This window comes from Pradoshia sp. (assembly GCF_051873915.1).
Lineage (GTDB): Bacteria > Bacillota > Bacilli > Bacillales > Pradoshiaceae > Pradoshia.
Genome location: NZ_JBJEFJ010000112.1, coordinates 1 through 18,119, shown reverse-complemented (window position 1 = coordinate 18,119; position 18,119 = coordinate 1). Strand labels below are relative to the sequence as shown.

General features: G+C 42.1%; 12 protein-coding genes and 1 pseudogene. 9 read left to right on the top strand and 4 right to left on the bottom strand.

From position 1 onward, the window contains the following. Window positions 1-120: 120 nt before the first annotated feature. Window positions 121-879, top strand: coding sequence for an exodeoxyribonuclease III (locus tag ACI35L_RS10580; RefSeq protein WP_439802858.1), 759 nt, complete (start codon window positions 121-123; stop codon window positions 877-879). Window positions 880-1,118: 239 nt separating this feature from the next. On the opposite strand, the gene ACI35L_RS10575 is transcribed toward ACI35L_RS10580, so the two are convergent. Then, window positions 1,119-2,408 (bottom strand): MFS transporter, encoded by a 1,290-nt coding sequence (locus ACI35L_RS10575; protein WP_049670809.1) that lies wholly within the window; start codon window positions 2,406-2,408, stop codon window positions 1,119-1,121. 13 nt (window positions 2,409-2,421) lie between these two features. Continuing rightward, window positions 2,422-3,729, bottom strand: coding sequence for an alkaline phosphatase family protein (locus tag ACI35L_RS10570; protein WP_049670810.1), 1,308 nt, complete (start codon window positions 3,727-3,729; stop codon window positions 2,422-2,424). 261 nt (window positions 3,730-3,990) lie between these two features. Between ACI35L_RS10570 and ACI35L_RS10565 the strand changes: the two genes are divergently transcribed. The 8 genes from ACI35L_RS10565 (at window position 3,991) to ACI35L_RS10530 (ending at window position 16,765) form a co-directional block, all read left to right on the top strand. Continuing rightward, window positions 3,991-4,809 carry a pyruvate, water dikinase regulatory protein gene (locus tag ACI35L_RS10565; RefSeq protein WP_049670811.1) on the top strand — a complete coding sequence of 273 codons (819 nt, stop codon included), beginning with the start codon at window positions 3,991-3,993 and terminating at the stop codon, window positions 4,807-4,809. Beyond that, window positions 4,809-7,472: a pyruvate, phosphate dikinase gene (ppdK, locus tag ACI35L_RS10560; protein WP_049670812.1), complete on the top strand. Its 2,664-nt coding sequence runs from the start codon at window positions 4,809-4,811 to the stop codon at window positions 7,470-7,472. Before ACI35L_RS10565 ends, ppdK begins: the two co-directional genes overlap by 1 nt. A 238-nt stretch (window positions 7,473-7,710) precedes the next feature. Beyond that, window positions 7,711-9,864, top strand: a complete 2,154-nt coding sequence (locus ACI35L_RS10555; RefSeq protein ID WP_049670813.1) for an ATP-dependent Clp protease ATP-binding subunit — start codon at window positions 7,711-7,713, stop codon at window positions 9,862-9,864. 158 nt (window positions 9,865-10,022) lie between these two features. Next, window positions 10,023-13,451, top strand: a complete 3,429-nt coding sequence (locus ACI35L_RS10550; RefSeq protein WP_439802857.1) for a S8 family serine peptidase — start codon at window positions 10,023-10,025, stop codon at window positions 13,449-13,451. Between the two features lie 84 nt (window positions 13,452-13,535). Further along, a complete protein-coding gene (locus tag ACI35L_RS10545; protein WP_439802856.1) occupies window positions 13,536-13,826 on the top strand; it encodes a hypothetical protein in 291 nt (96 codons plus the stop codon). A 159-nt stretch (window positions 13,827-13,985) separates the two neighbouring features. Then, the gene (locus ACI35L_RS10540) at window positions 13,986-14,651 is read left to right on the top strand and encodes a PspA/IM30 family protein (protein ID WP_049670816.1); all 666 of its coding nucleotides are present in this window, start codon (window positions 13,986-13,988) and stop codon (window positions 14,649-14,651) included. Between the two features lie 46 nt (window positions 14,652-14,697). After that, complete coding sequence (locus ACI35L_RS10535; protein ID WP_049670817.1) at window positions 14,698-15,219, top strand: NfeD family protein; 522 nt, start codon at window positions 14,698-14,700, stop codon at window positions 15,217-15,219. A 10-nt stretch (window positions 15,220-15,229) separates the two neighbouring features. Then, a complete protein-coding gene (locus tag ACI35L_RS10530; protein ID WP_049670818.1) occupies window positions 15,230-16,765 on the top strand; it encodes a flotillin family protein in 1,536 nt (511 codons plus the stop codon). A gap of 101 nt (window positions 16,766-16,866) precedes the next feature. Here ACI35L_RS10530 and ACI35L_RS10525 read toward each other — a convergent pair whose 3' ends face one another. Together ACI35L_RS10525 and ACI35L_RS10520 are read right to left on the bottom strand one after the other, a co-directional pair. Continuing rightward, window positions 16,867-17,130, bottom strand: coding sequence for an excalibur calcium-binding domain-containing protein (locus ACI35L_RS10525; protein WP_439802866.1), 264 nt, complete (start codon window positions 17,128-17,130; stop codon window positions 16,867-16,869). Between the two features lie 261 nt (window positions 17,131-17,391). Beyond that, a pseudogene (locus ACI35L_RS10520) lies at window positions 17,392-17,749 on the bottom strand (transposase); the annotation flags it as partial. Between the last annotated feature and the right edge of the window lie 370 nt (window positions 17,750-18,119).

The following is an 18,119-nucleotide window of genomic DNA, read 5'->3' as shown; positions in this document are numbered from 1 at the left end:
ATTCATCCCTCCTTTTAATGACTAAGGTATCCAGAAAGCGCTAAATTAGTCTTGTCTGGTATAATGAATCATGTCGTGTTATGAACAGAAGAGAGAAATTATAGGGGGATTAAGAGATAGATGAAATTAGTATCATGGAACGTGAATGGTTTAAGAGCGTGTGTGGGGAAAGGGTTTTTAGATGTTTTCGAAACCCTTGATGCAGACGTATTCTGTGTTCAGGAAACGAAGCTGCAGGAGGGGCAAATCACCCTTGAGCTTGAAGGGTATCATCAATATTGGAATTATGCCGTGAAGAAAGGGTATTCCGGTACGGCTGTCTTCACAAAGGAAGAGCCAATATCTGTCTCGTACGGCATTGGCAGGGATGAATATGATGTAGAGGGCAGAGCCATTACAGTCGAATTCAAAGACTATTACCTAGTGAATGTCTATACGCCGAATTCACAGCGTGATCTAGCAAGACTAGGCTACCGACTTGCCTGGGAGAAGCTCTTGAAGGAGTATTTAGTAGGTCTTGGCGAGAAGAAGCCGGTTATCCTAACGGGTGATTTAAACGTCGCACATTCGGAAATTGATTTGAAGAATGCGAAATCCAATCGTGGAAATTCAGGATTTACGGATGAAGAAAGACAAAAGATGACGGAGCTGCTTGAAGCAGGCTTTGTGGATTCTTTCCGCCATCTGTATCCACAGTTGACGGACCATTATACATGGTGGTCATACATGAGCCGTGTTCGTGAACGCAATATCGGGTGGAGAATCGACTACTTCATCGTCCAAAGCTCCATTGCTGACAAGATTACAGAAGCAAGAATTCATTCTGATATCATGGGAAGCGACCATTGCCCTATTTCTTTAGAGATAGATTTATCATAAAAGCTTGAGCCATTTCATTTTACTGAAATGGCTTTTTTTAATAATTGGCTGGGTTTTCATTTGCAGGAGAACACTCAGTTCATGACAGCAATTTTTGCATCGCTTGCATAACATTTTTTTAGTCTCCAACAGTCATCAACATTATTCCATGCTTGTTCTGTAGACCCAATCCTAATCTGATTTTGTCCACAGTCTAAAGCCGCTTTCAGAGGAAAGTGGCTGCTGTTGTTTCAAGTTATCTAATGCCCGGGAGGAACGTCCGCCTCAGGTACCGCCGGTGCTTTCGGCTGATGGGCAGGCACTTTAATAAGAATGACAGCCCCAATGACAAAGAGGATGATGAGACTGAATACACCCATATTCGTTTGACCGGTCAATTGTGTCGTCACACCCATTAGGAATGGACCAGTAATAGCGGCAAACTTCCCGAAAATATTATAGAAGCCAAAAAACTCATTGGAGGATTCCTTCGGTACTAGTTTGGCAAAATAGGAGCGGCTAAGCGCCTGTATGCCACCCTGTGATGTGCCGACAAGTAAGGCTAAGATCCAGAAATCCAAGGCTGAATCCATAAAGAAGGCATAGATGCAGATGAATGTATAGATGATAATGCCGAATAAAATCATTATTTTCTCATTGTATTTTCCTGCCAGCCAGCCATAAAGAATTGAAAAAGGCGCGGCCACAACCTGGGTGACAAACAGGACAATCAGAAGGGTGGTTGAGCTTAACCCCATATCTGATCCATAGGCTGTGGACATCGTTAAGATGGTATGGACTCCGTCTATGTAGAAGAAATAGGCAAGCAGAAATAAAAACAAGCTTTTATATGATTGAATATTTTTAAACGTCAAGTACAGGCGTTTGAAACTCGTTCGGACAGGGCTTGGCACTGGGTCAATATAATAGACCTGCTCGATGTTCTTAAGAAAAGGTATCGTGAACAATCCCCACCATAAGGCAGTTATGAAGAAAGCTGCCTGCATGGCAACGGTCAATGAAAGAGGAATCAACTCCATTTGCGCAGACATAATGAGTCCAATACCAATAATAAAAGGAATCGTACTCCCGATATAGCCGGTTGCATACCCATATGCAGATGTTCGGCTCATCCGCTCCTCTGACGTAACATCCACTAAAAAGGCATCATAAAAGATGTTGGCTCCAGCAAAGCCAATGGCCGTTAAGACAAAGCAAATCAATAAGAAAATCCACTGGTCAAATGGTACGAATGCCAGAAGCATCGTAAAGAGAATACCTAATAGAAAGAAGAATGTAAAAAAGCGTTTCTTGAAGCCTTTGAAATCAGCGATGGTTCCAAGCAATGGAGCGAGAATAGAGACAAGGAGAGTGGCAATGGAATTGGCATATCCCCAATAAGCCGTTGAAGTGGAGGCGGCCAGACCAGCCTCCGATGCGGAGGCTTTAAAATAGAGCGGAAAGATAGCTGTCACGACAACAATCGAATAGGCGGAATTGGCCCAGTCATACATCGCCCAGCTTTTCTCCCGCTTCGTTAATTTCTTCATCAGATTCACTCCCTTAATCATTGGTTAAAAGCGCTTGTATGACATGTCCGTCGGTTTTGCCAAGATTTAAGCCAAGTAAGGCGGCAAGCGTAGGACCGATGTCAACTAAATTCATGGAAGAAACTGTTACACCTTGCTTGATTCCTTTTCCTGCTGCCATAAAAATAGTATGGTAGTGATCCTTTTTTGGCGAATAGCCATGGGTAGCCAATGTATGCTTCTTTTGCTGATCATGCTGATGAATCGGATTGAGGAAATCTCCGATGGCATCATCGAGAAAATAGAAGCCGCGTCTTGCCTCCAGCATAAAGGCACAATTAGGGTCAGCACCCATTGCCTCCGCCTCCTGTCCGGTTAGCACTTCTTCAATCCCATTTGCTGGATTTTGCTGCAATGAATAAAGAAAGGCTTTAACGTGGTCATATAAGGCTTTGTCATTCTTGTCATTCATATAAATATATGCTGAGCCGTCACATGATTTGCCGTATACCTTCCACTTTGTAATCTGGCCGCGTTTATTCACGTTAAGCCAGCCATTTTCCCTCAGAAGTACATTCATATGAATCGCTTTGTTTTCATCTAGTGCGCTATGGTCTCCAAGGACAATAATGGTTGTTTCCTCAAAAAGACTCTTCCGCTTTAAGGCATCCATTATCTTGCCTAGCTTGATATCGAGTCGTTTAATCGCATCTATTGCTTCCGCTGAGGAAAAGCCATGATAATGCCGCATAGAGTCTAAATCAGTGAAGTGAACCATCATCAAGGCAGGCTCGTATGTTTCAATTGTATGGACGGCTGATGCGAGTACGAAATCATCCAGCTCAGGCTGATTCAGTCCATTTCGTAACTGACCAAACCGTTTATTCAGCTCCCATTGATAGGCGGGAGTTCCGCTGAACAAAGAGACAAGCAGCTGGTTTTGCCACCAACGATTTGGAAATATCTCAGGTAAATTATAATCGATACCGGCGCGGCCTGTTACTGGCCAAAGCAGCGCAGCTGTTTTCATGTTTGCCTTTTGCGCTTCATCGTAAAGGGTCGTACCCCTCACTTTCCTACGGTACCAGTTCCAATCAGGAGAATGGCGACCGGGCTGAATGAGCGTATTATTGATAATTCCATGATTCTTTGGATATCTGCCTGTCACAATGGTTGTATGGCAGGGATAAGTTAAAGAAGGATAGATGGTTTGTACCTTTGGAGCGATAGACCCCCTGTCCAGTATGTCCTTGAAATGAGGAAGATGGCATAAATAGGGATAATCCAGAGCTGACAAGCAATCAAAGGATAGAACAAGCAATCGGTTCGTTTTTCGGTTCATTATAATCTCTCCATTGTCGTAAACGTTCTGTATTTCTATTTTACTATGACTGGAAAGAGTTGTCTGACAAAAGTTTGATTTTTACAAATAATTAATCTTGCGCAAAATATTAGGCAACTAAAGCATAAATGTTATATACTAAATTCAAATAGTATGGCACAATTAAGAAGGAGAGACGTTTATTTGTGCGTTTATCCCTTTAAATTGACAAGGTTCATACATAGAATATGTTATTAAGCCAGAAAGGAGATGAACATAAATTTGGAGAAAAGAGAAGTCGTTTATGTTGTCTCTGATTCCGTTGGAGAAACAGCAGAATTTGTGGTAAAAGCCGTTTCAACGCAATTCAATGGGGGTCATGTGGATATCAGGAGAAACTCATTCGTTCAAAGCGAAGAGGATATTGATGAGATTATTAACATGGCAAGACAGCAGAAATCAATAATTGCTTATACGATTGTTATCCCATCCTTAAAGGAATACCTGGACCGCCGGGCAGCCTTGGAGAATATCCGGGCCGTTGATTTGCTATACCCATTAATGAATGCCTTTGAAGAGAAATTTCATAAGGAGGCAACCCATCGCTCAGGCTTGATGAGACAGCTTGATGATGATTACTTCCGCAAGGTTGAAGCGGTTGAATTTGCCGTTAAATATGATGATGGAAGAGACCCTAGAGGTGTATTGAATGCCGATATTGTATTAATTGGTGTATCAAGAACCTCCAAGACACCTCTTTCCATGTATCTAGCCCATAAGAGATACAAAGTAGCCAATGTTCCCCTTGTACCTGAGGTAACTCCGCCGGAGGAACTATTTAAGATCAAAAAAAGTAAATGCTTCGGGCTTATTATTACGCCGGACAAGCTCAATGCCATTCGGAAAGAGCGGCTTAAATCTTTAGGGCTTACCTCTCAGGCCAGTTATGCAAGTTATGAGAGAATTCTTGAGGAGCTGGATTATGCCGAGAAAATAATGAAAAGGGTCGGCTGCCCTGTTATTAATGTGTCTAATAAAGCTGTTGAAGAAACAGCCAGCGTCATACTTGATATTTTAAAAAGTGAAAGGAGTTACAAATAATGACCAAATTCGTCTATCTATTCAATGAAGGAAACAGCACTATGAAGGAATTGCTTGGAGGCAAGGGTGCCAACCTGGCAGAAATGACGAACATTGGATTACCCGTACCGTTCGGGTTCACCATCAGCACGGAGGCTTGTAACTCCTATTATGAAAATGATAAAACGATTTCTTCTGAGGTTAAGACACAAATCTTAAAGGCTCTCTCTGAATTAGAGAGCATAACAGGCAAGAAATTAGGCGATCCAGCGAACCCGCTCCTTGTATCCGTTCGTTCTGGGGCTGTTTTTTCCATGCCGGGAATGATGGATACCATTTTGAATTTGGGCATGAATGCGGAAACGGTCGTCGGGATGGCCAAGCTGACGAATAATCCTCGCTTTGCTTATGATTCTTACCGCCGCTTCATTCAAATGTTCTCTGATGTTGTTTTAGGCGTTGATACTTTTTATTTTGAACAATATTTGGAGGAAACACGAGAAGAGAAAGGCTATAAGCATGATCCTGAAATGACAGCAGAGGATTGGATGGGAATCATTGAAGGCTACAAAAAAATCGTGCAAAAGCATACGAAGCAGGCCTTCCCGGAAGATCCCGAACAGCAATTATTCCTGGCTGTTAATGCTGTATTCGATTCTTGGAATAATCAGCGGGCGAAAGTGTATAGACGTTTAAACAAGATTCCTGATCATTTGGGGACTGCTGTTAATATTCAAAGTATGGTCTTTGGAAACATGGGCGAAGATTCCGGCACAGGTGTCGCCTTCACACGGAACCCTTCTACAGGTGAGCATATCTTATATGGAGAATATTTAATCAATGCCCAAGGGGAGGATGTCGTGGCAGGAATACGGACACCTGAACCCATTCAGGCATTGGAAAAGGATATGCCGGCAGTGTTCAAGCAATTTACTGATACATGTAAAAAGCTGGAGAGTCATTATTTGGACATGCAGGATATTGAATTTACGGTTGAACGCGGGAACTTATTCATTTTGCAGACAAGAAATGGGAAGCGAACTGCGCAAGCAGCCATCCGCATCGCAGTTGAAATGGAACAAGAAGGAATCATCGATAAAGAGACCGCTCTTTTGCGTGTCGATCCAGAACAGCTTGATCAGCTGCTTCACCGCCGCATAGATGATACCCACGTGCGAAAGCAGCTGGCTAAAGGTCTTCCAGCATCTCCAGGCGCGGCTACTGGTCAGGTTGTCTTTGATGCAGATGAAGCAGAACTGTTGGCTTCAGAGGGAGTGAAGGTCATTCTCGTCCGTCCGGAAACAACACCAGATGATATTCACGGAATAGTCGCATCTCAGGCGATCGTTACTAGCAGGGGCGGGATGACAAGTCATGCAGCCGTTGTTGCCCGTGGGATGGGAAAAGCCTGCATTTGCGGCTGTGATGCATTGAAGATTGATTTGAAAGAGAAGCAGTTCAAGGTTGGCGAGGTAGTCGTTAAACATAGAGAGACCATTACGATTGACGGTTCAACTGGGGAAATCATGCTTGGTGAAATACCGATGATTGAGCCTGAACTCTCCGAGGAATTTAAGACCTTATTAAAATGGGCTGATGAATTGAGAGACCTTGGTGTCAGAGCCAATGCTGATAATCCAGAAGATGCAAGAAAGGCACTTGAGTTCGGAGCGGGCGGTATCGGTCTTTGCCGGACGGAGCATATGTTTATGGATGCAAAAAGGGTTCCTTTTGTCCAAAGCATGATCTTGGCAGAAACCTTGCCTGAGCGGGAGGAAGCTCTGAGCCATCTCCTTCCGATGCAGCAGGAGGATTTTGAAGGGATATTTGAGGCAATGGAGGGAAATCCGGTGACGATTCGTCTGCTTGACCCTCCTCTGCATGAGTTCTTGCCGGACAAGGAAGAATTGCTGGTCGATGTGACAAAGCTGCAAATCATAGAACCTGATAGCTCAGAACTAGCAGAGAAAGAAGCATTATTAAAGAAAGTCCGCCAATTGGATGAGTTTAATCCAATGCTAGGTCATAGGGGCTGCCGTTTAGGAATGATTCATCCTGAAATCTATGGTATGCAAGCAAAAGCCATATTCTATGCCGTTGCATCCATCATGAAGAAGGGACTCCCTGTACAACCAGAAATCATGATTCCGCTTGTCGGACATGTGAATGAGCTTAGACAAATGAGACAGCTCGTCATTGATACGGCACAGGAGGTTGAAAAGGAAACAGGTCTTACATTCACTTATACGGTTGGAACCATGATTGAGATTCCGCGTGCGGCTTTAACAGCGGATGAAATTGCGGAGGAAGCAGATTTCTTCTCATTCGGTACAAATGATTTAACACAGACGACCTTTGGTTACAGCCGTGACGATGCGGAGGGGAAATTCCTGCAGACTTATATAGAAGAAAAGGTATTGCCTGATAACCCATTTGCGGTCCTTGATCAAAACGGGGTTGGCAAATTGGTAGAACTAGGTGTCCAATTAGGAAGAAAGGCAAAACCGGAGCTGAAAACTGGTATTTGTGGTGAACACGGAGGAGAGAAGCTTTCCATTGATTTCTGCTACAGGACAGGGCTTGATTATGTGAGCTGCTCACCATACCGTGTACCGCTTGCGAGACTGGCAGCGGCACAGGCGACTATCCGAAATCAACAATCAAAAGAAGCTGTAACGAATTAATGGCTTGAACATGAAAAGCCCTGCAAGGTACATTCCTTGCAGGGCTTTTTTGCAGATGAATGATGGAAGAAGAAAAACGAGACAAAATACTTGAAAGTCAAAGAAGGTCAGAGTATAATGAAGTCAAAGGTCAAATATAGTCAAAGTCAAACTCGGTATTAATCAGACAAACTAAGACCTTTCACTAAAACAAAAGATGAAATGAATAAAATGAAACGTAATGGAGGAGGAGTCACATATGTTATGTGAAAAATGCCAAAAAAATCAAGCAACTGTTCAAATGCAGCTCCGTATTAATGGTCATCAGGAAAATCACCATTTGTGCTCTTCTTGCTATAAAGAAGAACGACAAAAGCTGGGAACAAAGATGAATGGATTAAATATGAATGCGATGAATCCATTTTCCTTCAACCCATTTTCAAATGATTTCAATCAAGGCGGCTTTCAAATGCCTGGTCAGGAACAGCGAGCACAAGAACCGCCTCAAACCGTTCAAGGCGGCAGAGGAGGGGGATTGCTTGACCAATATGGCCGTAATCTGACACAGAATGCTAAAGCAGGTCTCATTGACCCAGTCATTGGCCGTGATAAAGAAGTAAAGCGTGTCATTGAGATCTTAAATAGACGTACGAAAAATAACCCCGTACTAATTGGTGAGCCTGGTGTAGGTAAAACAGCCATTGCCGAGGGATTGGCACTGAAGATTGCAGAGGGCAATGTGCCGGCAAAATTGAAAACGAAGGAAGTTTATTTGTTGGATGTTGCCTCACTCGTCTCCAATACAGGAATCCGCGGACAATTTGAAGAGAGAATGAAACAGCTGATTTCCGAGCTTCAATCACGAAAGAACATCATCTTATTCATTGATGAAATTCACCAGCTTGTCGGGGCTGGGTCAGCCGAAGGATCCATGGATGCAGGAAATATTCTGAAACCGGCATTGGCCCGCGGTGAAATGCAGCTTGTCGGTGCGACAACATTGAATGAGTATCGTCAAATCGAGAAAGACGGAGCATTAGAGCGTCGTTTCCAGCCTGTGCAGGTTGATGAGCCTACTACCGAGGAAGCGCTTCGCATTCTCAAAGGATTAAAGGAACGGTATGAATCCTATCATCATGTGGAATACAAGGACGATGCCCTAGTGGCAGCGGTAGAGCTTTCCCATCGCTATATCCAGGATCGTTTCCTTCCAGATAAGGCCATTGACTTGATGGATGAAGCCGGTTCAAGATTGAACTTGACTATCGAGGGTGTCGAGGAAGAAACCGCTCAAAAACGTTTGGCTGAAATTCACAAAGAGAAAGAAGAGGCACTTCGAAATGAAGCCTATGAACAAGCAGCTAAACTTCGTGATGAAGAAGAAAAATTAGAAAAAATGCTCCAAGATGGGACTGGAGAAAAACCGGTCGTTACCGTCGATCATATCCAAAGTATTATCGAAGAGAAGACCGGTATCCCAGTCGGCAAGCTTCAAGAGGATGAAGCCAAGCGCATGAACAATCTTGAAGCCGAGCTTAAAAAGAAGGTCATTGGTCAAAAAGAAGCCGTCGAGAAAGTGGCAAAAGCCGTCCGCCGCAGCCGTGCAGGCTTGAAAGCAAAGAACAGACCAATCGGCTCCTTCTTATTCGTAGGACCAACTGGCGTAGGTAAAACCGAGCTTTCTAAAGCATTGGCAGAGGAACTCTTTGGTACAAAAGATTCAATGATACGCCTCGATATGAGTGAATATATGGAAAAACACAGCGTGTCTAAATTGATTGGTTCTCCTCCAGGCTATGTCGGCCACGAAGAAGCCGGTCAATTAACTGAGAAGGTACGTCGTAAACCATATAGCATCATCCTCTTAGATGAAATTGAAAAAGCTCATCCAGATGTGATGCATATGTTCCTGCAAATCCTTGAGGACGGCCGTTTAACAGACAGTCAAGGACATACCGTTAACTTTAAAGATACTGTAATCATCATGACCAGCAATGCCGGCGTGATGGATAAAGTGAATAAAGTAGGATTTGAGGCAGATTCCGTACAGGAGGAAGTCAATATTCTGCAGCAGCTTAGCCAATACTTTAAGCCTGAGTTCTTAAACAGGCTCGACAATATCATTCAGTTCGAGTCCTTAAGTAAAGAAGACTTACTTCAAATCGTCGATCTTATGCTTGATGAGCTTGACGGAATGCTCAAAGAGGAAGGATTAACACTTGAAGTGACAGATGAAGTGAAAGCGAAATTGGCTGAATTGGGATATAATCCAGCATTCGGTGCCCGTCCATTGCGCAGAGTAATCCAAGAAAGATTGGAAGATGCCATTGCAGATTCTATCTTTGACCACCCTGAGGTTAAAGCCTTCAAGGCGGTACTTGAGGATGATACAATCAAAATCATGAAAGCTTAATAAAGAGAATTAACCCCTTGCCATAGAATGGCAAGGGGTTTTTTATGTATTGGGATGTAGATATTTGTCGAAATAAAAATGAAATAAATGAAAGGATTTGGTAATGTTGTCACGAATTTGTAATATGTAAGAAATACAGAAAGAGGAAGGGAGAAACAATGAAGAAGCTAATCGCCGTTATGGCAGCTGGCATGTTAACGATGTCAGCTGCAGGGGGGACTTATGCGGCAGGTTTTGGGAAATCATCACTTGACCGGTCAGTCCAAGCAAATTTAGAATTGCCGCAGAAGAAAACGGGGCAAAAACATGAGGAGTATTTGCAGGAGGACACACTCATTGTTAAATACTCGGGAAAGATCAGTCACTTATACCGGGCAAAGGATGTCTCTTTTAAAAAGGATTATAGCGCGCTTGGCTACAGTGTCATTAAATTCAAAAAAACAAGTGCAGCACGTGAAGCTCTTGCCAAACTAAGCAAGGCTGGGAATGTGCAGTCTGTCAGTCCAGGAGTGAAATTCAAATTATCATCGGTCAAGACAGACCCAAAAGTGAGCAAGCAGTACTTCAACAAATTATTAAACCTGCCGGCTGCTCAGAAATTAGCCGGTAAGAATAAAGTATCTGTTGCAGTTATTGATACTGGGATAGATAAAAACCATCCTGAATTAAAGAACAAGATTAAATCAAGCTATAATGCCATCAATCCAATTAATGCGCCTATGGCTGATAACCATGGGACACATGTTGCAGGGATTATTGCAGGGGAGAAGAATAACGGGGTTGGGGGATACGGCATTAATCCACAGTCCGATCTTATTTCCATTGATGTCTTTAACCGTGATTTCTTTACGACGGATTATACGGTAGCTGAAGGAATCCTCCAAGCGATCAAAAAGAAAGTCAAGGTTATCAATATGAGTCTTGGTTCTTATTATAGCTCGCCAATCATGGAGGCCGCTGTAGAAAAGGCTCGGAAGGCTGGAATAGTCATGGTAGCGGCAGCAGGGAATGAAGGTGGGGATTATCCTCAATATCCGGCATCCTATGCAGGAGTTATTAGTGTTGGTGCTGTCGATAAGAATAAAACGTTGACCGAATACTCCTCTTATGGAGTTTCGACTGATTTAGTTGCACCTGGGGATAATATTTATGCTCCGACTTACTCACTCGAGAAGAAATCAACCTTTGAAGCATTGAGCGGAACATCTATGGCAACTCCAATGGTGACAGGAACAGTCTCACTTTTGTTATCAAAATATCCAAGCCTAAACGCTGCACAAGTCGAATATATTCTGAAGAAGACTGCCACAGATCTTGGCGCAAAAGGATTCGATGCCAAGTATGGGTATGGCATGGTCAACCCAGTAGCCGCATTGAAGTTTAAGAAAAAAGATATTCCTTCCCTTTCTGTTGAGGCATGGAATAAAGACACTATCCTGAAGAAGGCCAAAACCTTCAGCGGAGCAAAATACACGTCCAAACGGGTCTTTACAAAGCCATTAGATCAGCATTGGGTCAAGAAAACCGTTAAAAAAGGGGAAACCTATCAAATTAATCTAAAGGAATCAAAGGTTTTTGATTCCCAGCTGTATGTCAATGTTTATTCAAAGGATGGCAAAAAACAAAAGGTAAAGCTAATTAACGATGTAAAGGAAGGAAAGACAGAAGGCTATTATTTCACTGCTCCGTATGACGGGACACTGGCTATTGGGGTCAAGGATATCTCGGGCAACTATGATGTAAAAGGCAGCAAGCTGTCTGAGTATGAATTATCCGTTAAGAAAACAAGCCCTAAAGCGGATGAATCAACAATAGACACACCTATCGCAATTGGCAGCTTACCATACAGCACCAAAAATAAAGGTATGTATCTCCTCGGTAAAAACGGAGATGATGATTTCTACCAATTCACAACGGGGAATAAGCCTGAGATGATTAAGCTCGAGCTGGCTGCTCAGCCAGGAAGCGATGTCAGTATTCAAGTGTTTGCAGATTATAAAGATGAAGAAGAGGAATACGAGGACGGAGCAGAGACAGAAAACGGAACGGAAATGGATGAAGAGGAAGGCGAGTTTGATGGGGAGGATGGGAGCGAGCTCATTCTTGAAATCAATAACGGAGGCATTGGCGAAAGCGAATCAGATGTACTGGAAGCAGACCCGAATACAACCTACACAATTCAGGTATCCAATCGTTATGAATCAATGAGTTTTGATTTCTTTTTCATTATGTTCTCAGATTCTGGGGAGTATGAAGGATCCTCTTCTTTAATTCAAGGCACTGTTCCGCAAAATGCCGATCCATATGAGTTTAAGGTGACAAAGATTTCTATGCCGGCTGATGAAGATGGAATCACGAATATCTTTGAGTTCATTTCGGAGGAAGAATATGAGACTTCTCCTGATGATGGTCTCATAATTGATGTGCTTGATGAGATGGCAAAGCCATATAAACTGACAAACAAGCAATCAGGCTATCTCCAATCGAGGGGTGATACTGATTGGTATCGTTTCACTGCAACAAAGACAGGGGTCTATGCCTTTGATTTTGGCAAGGCTAATCATTTGGCACAGGCTTATCAAATCGGTAAATATCAGGATCAAGATACAGGTAAGAAACTGAGATATCTTGATATGATTGGATTTAACATTGATTTCCTATCTAGTAATCTCTCCAACAAGATGTATTTATCACTAGAGAAAGGTGAGACGTATTATTTAAATCTCACAATGGATGATTGGAACGGACGATACAGCGAAAAGCCGTACTCCTTTACATCCAAGTTCCTAGCGGCTCCTTCCGATAAATATGAGAATAATAATGACATTTCTAAAATCAAGAAGCTGCCGGCTCTGAAATTCCAAGGCGATTTCGGCAAAAATTTTGATGAAGAATTCTTCTATTACCAGCCGAAAACATCAGGTGCTTATACGATGACACTTGACCAATCAAGTCCGAAAACAAAGGGACTCCCAAAACAAATTAAAAGTCCTGTCGATGCCTATATTTTGATTTACGAAGATAAAAATAAGAACAAAAAACTGGACTATAAAGAACAGGAATCCCCGAATATCATTCCATTTGGAATGGGGTCTCAATACCTTGATAAGAACAAGACGTATTTCATCCATATTGCAGCTGACTACTACTACGTGCCGTTTAGCTTAATCCAATATACATTTGAGATGAAGCTGTTAAATCATAAGGATGAGGATGCTGGTTCTGTGATCAAAAAGAATGTTCCATCCAAGCCAATAAGCATGAAAAACACATCCTCCGGCAGATGGGAAAAATCAGGACGAATCAATATTTACAACCAGAAAAAGGCAGATGAGGATTGGTATAAGATTAATTTCAACAAGAATTTCGAAGGACAGATTCTTTTAGAGGGCGGTAAGGAGCTTGATGGTAAGATTGAAGTCTATCAAAAGGGCAAAAAGGTGGCGGGCTCTGATCGCTATGGCCAAAATGATACGGAAACCCTGCCAATCAAACTGAAAAAAGGCACCTATTATATTAAAGTCACAGATGCCTATGGAGCTGCCTCCATCACTCCATACACCTTAAAGGTGAAGAAAACAAAGTAGGGGACATTGCAGTGAGTAATAAGGGGCTAAATCTCTATGAGATTTAGCTCTTTATTTTGAAAAATATTGTAAAGGCAGTGAGATATGAATATATTCATCATCTTCTTTTCTCTTGTCGTTTCTGTATATGTGTCTGTTTTAATGCTGAAGAGAAACCATAAAAAATGGCGGGCATTATTGATTGCATTAGGAGTAAATACAGTATTATTAACAGCTATAACGTGGATTTTATTTATTTATAATGATGAAGCGAGATTGTTTGGTATCGGTCAAACAAATCTGTTGGAACTTATTTTTTCTATCCCTATTATTACGTGGGTAAACTTTCTAATTCTTGAATTGGTAAAGCAGAAAAGGATAGGCATGAAGAAGTAAATGAGCGTTTTTATATGCCTATTTTCACAGGAAACGAGTTTATCTATTTCTCTTTCTTAAGAGTGGGCCTTTTGATGTAGGATTAATTTCTAAAATTTGAAACTTTTTAAAAATTCATCCGTAAAATAAGGTAAGATTATAAAGAGGGAGGATGATGAGATGTTTGAATTTTTTAAGCGAATGAAGACGATTGTTAATTCAGAGCTGTATGCCTTGATTGAGAAGGCTGAAGATCCAATCAAAATGGCCGACCAATATTTAAGGGAAATGAAGGCAGAGATTGATGAGGCGGAACGGACAACCGCTAAAGTCATGGCTGAAGAGAAATTGGCTAAGAGAAAGGTCGAGGATCTTAAGACATTGATTGAGAAACGAAATACCCAAGCATTAGAAGCACTGAAGGAGGGGAAAGAAGAGCTTGCTAAGCAGGCTATTCAGCATAAGCTTGATCTTGGGGCAGAGCTTGCTTCCATGCAGAATCTCCAAAACCAAGCAACCCAAAATGTCCAATTGCTTCAAGAAAAGCTTCGGGAAATGTCGGCTGATTACCGTGAACTGCTGATTAAGCGAGATTCCTTGAAAACAAGGGCACTAGCTGCAAAAGCGCAAACCGCGATCAATCGTTCACTACAGACTGACACAAAGTCCTCTTCAAAGGAAGGCTTCTTGCGAATGGAAGAAAAGGTTCTAGAATACGAGGCTCTTGCAGAGGTAAGTGAGGAACTGAGAAATACCCAAGCTGATATTGACCGTGAATTTAAAAAAATGGAATCTGACAGGTTGATAGAAGCAGAATTGAAGGCTTTGCGCGATACGCTGAATTAAGATTTTTCATTAAAAGGATTTTACGGGAAATAGAGAGGTGTAGTCCATGGTTAACACTTTGCAGGATTTTTTCTTATATGGCGTTATCATCAGTACGGCTTTGACCTTCATATTAGTCCTTTTTAATGATTTATTTGATGGACTTTTATTACCTCCATTTTTGAATCCTGTTCTGGTTCTCGCATTCTTTTCCATATTTTGTGGCATCGGTTACTTGTTTATTGCCTTTACTTCTATGTCACCTCTTCTTGCCACAATTTTTTCTGCCATTATCTCATTTATGATTGTTGCGTTTATTCATGTGTTTATTCTAGTTCCAGTCTCGACTGCACAAGAATCCTTGGTAATCACGGAGGAGGCTTTGAAGGGACGGCTTGGGAAAGTTATCATCTCCGTTCCAGAGGATGGATTCGGAGAAGTGCTCATCACGAGTAATAGCGGATCCTTTTCGAAGCCGGCTGTAAGCTTTGAGAAGGAACCCATTCCAGCTGATGCTGAGGTGCTGATCATTGATATACAAAATGGGGTTTTATATGTGAGCCCTTATGAAAATTCTAATTTAGGATAGGGGATTGAATATGACATTAATCTATATCGGTATAGGAATTATTGCTGTATTACTTTTAAGTTTTCTTGGCGTTTTCGTTACAAAATATAAGACGGCAGGGCCCGATGAAGCGCTGATTGTAACAGGCAGCTTCCTCGGCAGTAAAAATGTACATATTGATGAGTCAGGGAACCGAATCAAGATTGTACGCGGCGGCGGAACATTCGTGCTGCCTGTATTCCAGCAATCTGAGCCGCTCAGCCTATTATCAAGCAAGCTTGAGGTTTCCACTCCGGAAGTATATACCGAACAAGGCGTGCCGGTTATGGCTGATGGTGTCTCGATTATCAAAATCGGCAATACCATCTCAGAGATTGCCACAGCGGCTGAGCAATTCCTCGGCAAGACGAAAGAGGACAGGGAGCTCGAGGCAAGGGAAGTACTTGAAGGGCATCTGCGCTCTATCCTTGGTTCAATGACAGTAGAGGAGATTTACAAGAACCGAGAGAAATTTTCTCAGGAGGTTCAGCGTGTCGCCTCACAAGACTTGGCGAAAATGGGACTTGTGATTGTTTCCTTTACGATTAAGGATGTACGGGATAAGAATGGCTACTTAGAATCACTTGGTAAACCGCGTATCGCGCAAGTAAAGAGAGATGCAGATATTGCCACAGCTGAAGCGGACAAAGAAACACGGATTAAACGAGCAGAAGCGGCGAAGGAAGCAACAAAGGCCGAACTAGAAAGAGCAACAGAAATTGCGGAAGCAGAAAAGGTCAATCAATTGAAGATTGCGGAGTTCCGCCGCGAGCAGGACAGCGCGAAGGCAAAAGCCGATCAGGCGTATGATCTAGAAACAGCTCGCTCCAAGCAAGAGGTCACAGAGCAGCAAATGCAAATCAAAATCGTTGAACGTCAAAAGCAGATTGAGCTTGAGGAAAAGGAAATCCTGCGTCGTGAAAAGCAATATGATTCCGAAGTGAAGAAGAAAGCGGATGCGGACCGTTATGCTGTTGAGCAGGCAGCCTCCGCAGAAAAAACGAAGCAGCTGACTGAAGCGGACGCAAATCAATACCGGATTGAGGCGATGGCGAAAGCAGACGCTGAACGCATTCGTTTGGATGGATTGGCGAAGGCCGAAGCCCAAAGAGCACAAGGTGTCAGTGAAGCTGAAATTATCCGACTTAAAGGGGTTGCCGAGGCGGAAGCGAAACAGAAAATTGCCGAGGCCTTTGAACAATTCGGTCAGGCAGCCGTCATGGACATGATTTTGAAAATGCTTCCTGAATATGCGAAGGAAGTGGCAAAACCGCTCAGCAGTATTGACAAGATTACCATTGTTGACACAGGCAGCGGCAGCGGAGCAACAAGCGGTGCTAATAAGGTCACTGGCTATGCCACGAATTTAATGGCTACCCTCCAAGAATCTTTGAAAGCCTCCTCTGGTATTGATGTAAAGGAATTACTGGAAAGCTTTGCTGGCAAGAATGCGGTAGCAGCCCCTAGAGTTAATTTGGAAGAGGAGCTGTTAAAGGGAGATTTGCCTGAAGTGAAAGGGTTAGATTAACCTGCGAAATAGTAAGCTGCATGTTTAAATGATAAAAATACATTTACGAAAAAAGAAGGTGGCTGCCACCCTTAACTTAGGGAAAAGCAGCTACCTTCTTTTTAACGTTCACAGGCTATGCCGTCTTTATCACGGTCCTTACTTTTATTTGCTTTATATAATTCTGCTGAAACTTTCGGCTTATATTTTGTTTTTCCACCCTTATTTTTTACTTTTGAAGACTTGGCCACGCCGCCCTTATAAACTTTATTTAATTCTGTACAGTTTTTATATGTTTTAGCCTTTGCTTCAGCGACTTCTACTGTACTAAATGAAAAACCTAAAATAATGGTAGAGGATAATAAGATTGCAGAGAATTTTTTCATCATTCATATTCCTTTCTATAATAAAATGAAAAGGTTATTTACTTAAATGCATATCAATCTATCTGTGATGTAGTTTAATAGAGCCAAAAGCTTAACCAATCTAGAATGCTAGAAGACGACGACAATGGTTGGAATATCACACCCCTCCTCTTTTTGTGAATCTTTTGTCCTGATTTAATATTACCATACTTGATAAAATTTGGTAATACACTAATCTTTATGAACTACTCAGGAAATTAATATTCACTTGCATGATTGATTAATACCCCTGAAAAGGTATTGTTTCAGGTTCTGAAAGATAATCTGTTTAATAAGATTCATCTTTTTGAAACGGGTTCATAATTTTTATCGAGGGTAGAGAAATTTTGCACCTTATCATGAAAACTAAATCTAAGAAACTAGCGATAGACCAGATTGGTTTCGTTTTACGCATAGAATGAATACCGAACATGTATTGGATGAAGGTCATTTTATTGAGGACAACAGGATCAATACTGGGGCGATCTCGTTCAGCCGAATAAGCATCCTCGAATAATGAGTAAATGAAGGAGAAATCAATGGCGGCTTCGACTTTCCGAACCAAATGGTTCTCAGGTACGAGTTTATCTAATGTAATCATTTCTAATTGTTCGGTTTTTAGGGATATATGGTTAACATGTCATCATCACCTTGGATAAGAATCGGCAACCCTATTATACCAAATGAGGATATTTCAGTTTTCTCTCTCCTATTTTCGGCAGAATGGGCGAGACTCTCGGTACGGAGAAGGAGGCAGGCTGATGACAGCTCTTGCCGAAGGCGAGCTGGCGAAAGCAGCTCCCCCACGGTTCGCTGAGTCCGTTCTGCCGAAAATAGCTTTAATGTCCATATAGTGTGCGAGAGTATGAAAAAATTACCTGTACATAATGATTTTTATACATGGTAAATCTCCCATAAAAATTCCTTCAAACCTGTTGACATTTCCAACACAACTTTCCATAATAAGAAGA

Excerpts from the sequence above, each read along its gene's own strand:
- ACI35L_RS10580 (WP_439802858.1), top strand. The coding sequence starts at position 121 with ATGAAATTAGTATCATGGAACGTGAATGGTTTAAGAGCGTGTGTGGGG.
- ACI35L_RS10575 (WP_049670809.1), bottom strand. The coding sequence starts at position 2,408 with ATGAAGAAATTAACGAAGCGGGAGAAAAGCTGGGCGATGTATGACTGG.
- ACI35L_RS10570 (WP_049670810.1), bottom strand. The coding sequence starts at position 3,729 with ATGAACCGAAAAACGAACCGATTGCTTGTTCTATCCTTTGATTGCTTG.
- ppdK (WP_049670812.1), top strand. The coding sequence starts at position 4,809 with ATGACCAAATTCGTCTATCTATTCAATGAAGGAAACAGCACTATGAAG.
- ACI35L_RS10555 (WP_049670813.1), top strand. The coding sequence starts at position 7,711 with ATGTTATGTGAAAAATGCCAAAAAAATCAAGCAACTGTTCAAATGCAG.
- ACI35L_RS10550 (WP_439802857.1), top strand. The coding sequence starts at position 10,023 with ATGAAGAAGCTAATCGCCGTTATGGCAGCTGGCATGTTAACGATGTCA.
- ACI35L_RS10545 (WP_439802856.1), top strand. The coding sequence starts at position 13,536 with ATGAATATATTCATCATCTTCTTTTCTCTTGTCGTTTCTGTATATGTG.
- ACI35L_RS10540 (WP_049670816.1), top strand. The coding sequence starts at position 13,986 with ATGTTTGAATTTTTTAAGCGAATGAAGACGATTGTTAATTCAGAGCTG.
- ACI35L_RS10535 (WP_049670817.1), top strand. The coding sequence starts at position 14,698 with ATGGTTAACACTTTGCAGGATTTTTTCTTATATGGCGTTATCATCAGT.
- ACI35L_RS10530 (WP_049670818.1), top strand. The coding sequence starts at position 15,230 with ATGACATTAATCTATATCGGTATAGGAATTATTGCTGTATTACTTTTA.
- ACI35L_RS10525 (WP_439802866.1), bottom strand. The coding sequence starts at position 17,130 with ATGAAAAAATTCTCTGCAATCTTATTATCCTCTACCATTATTTTAGGT.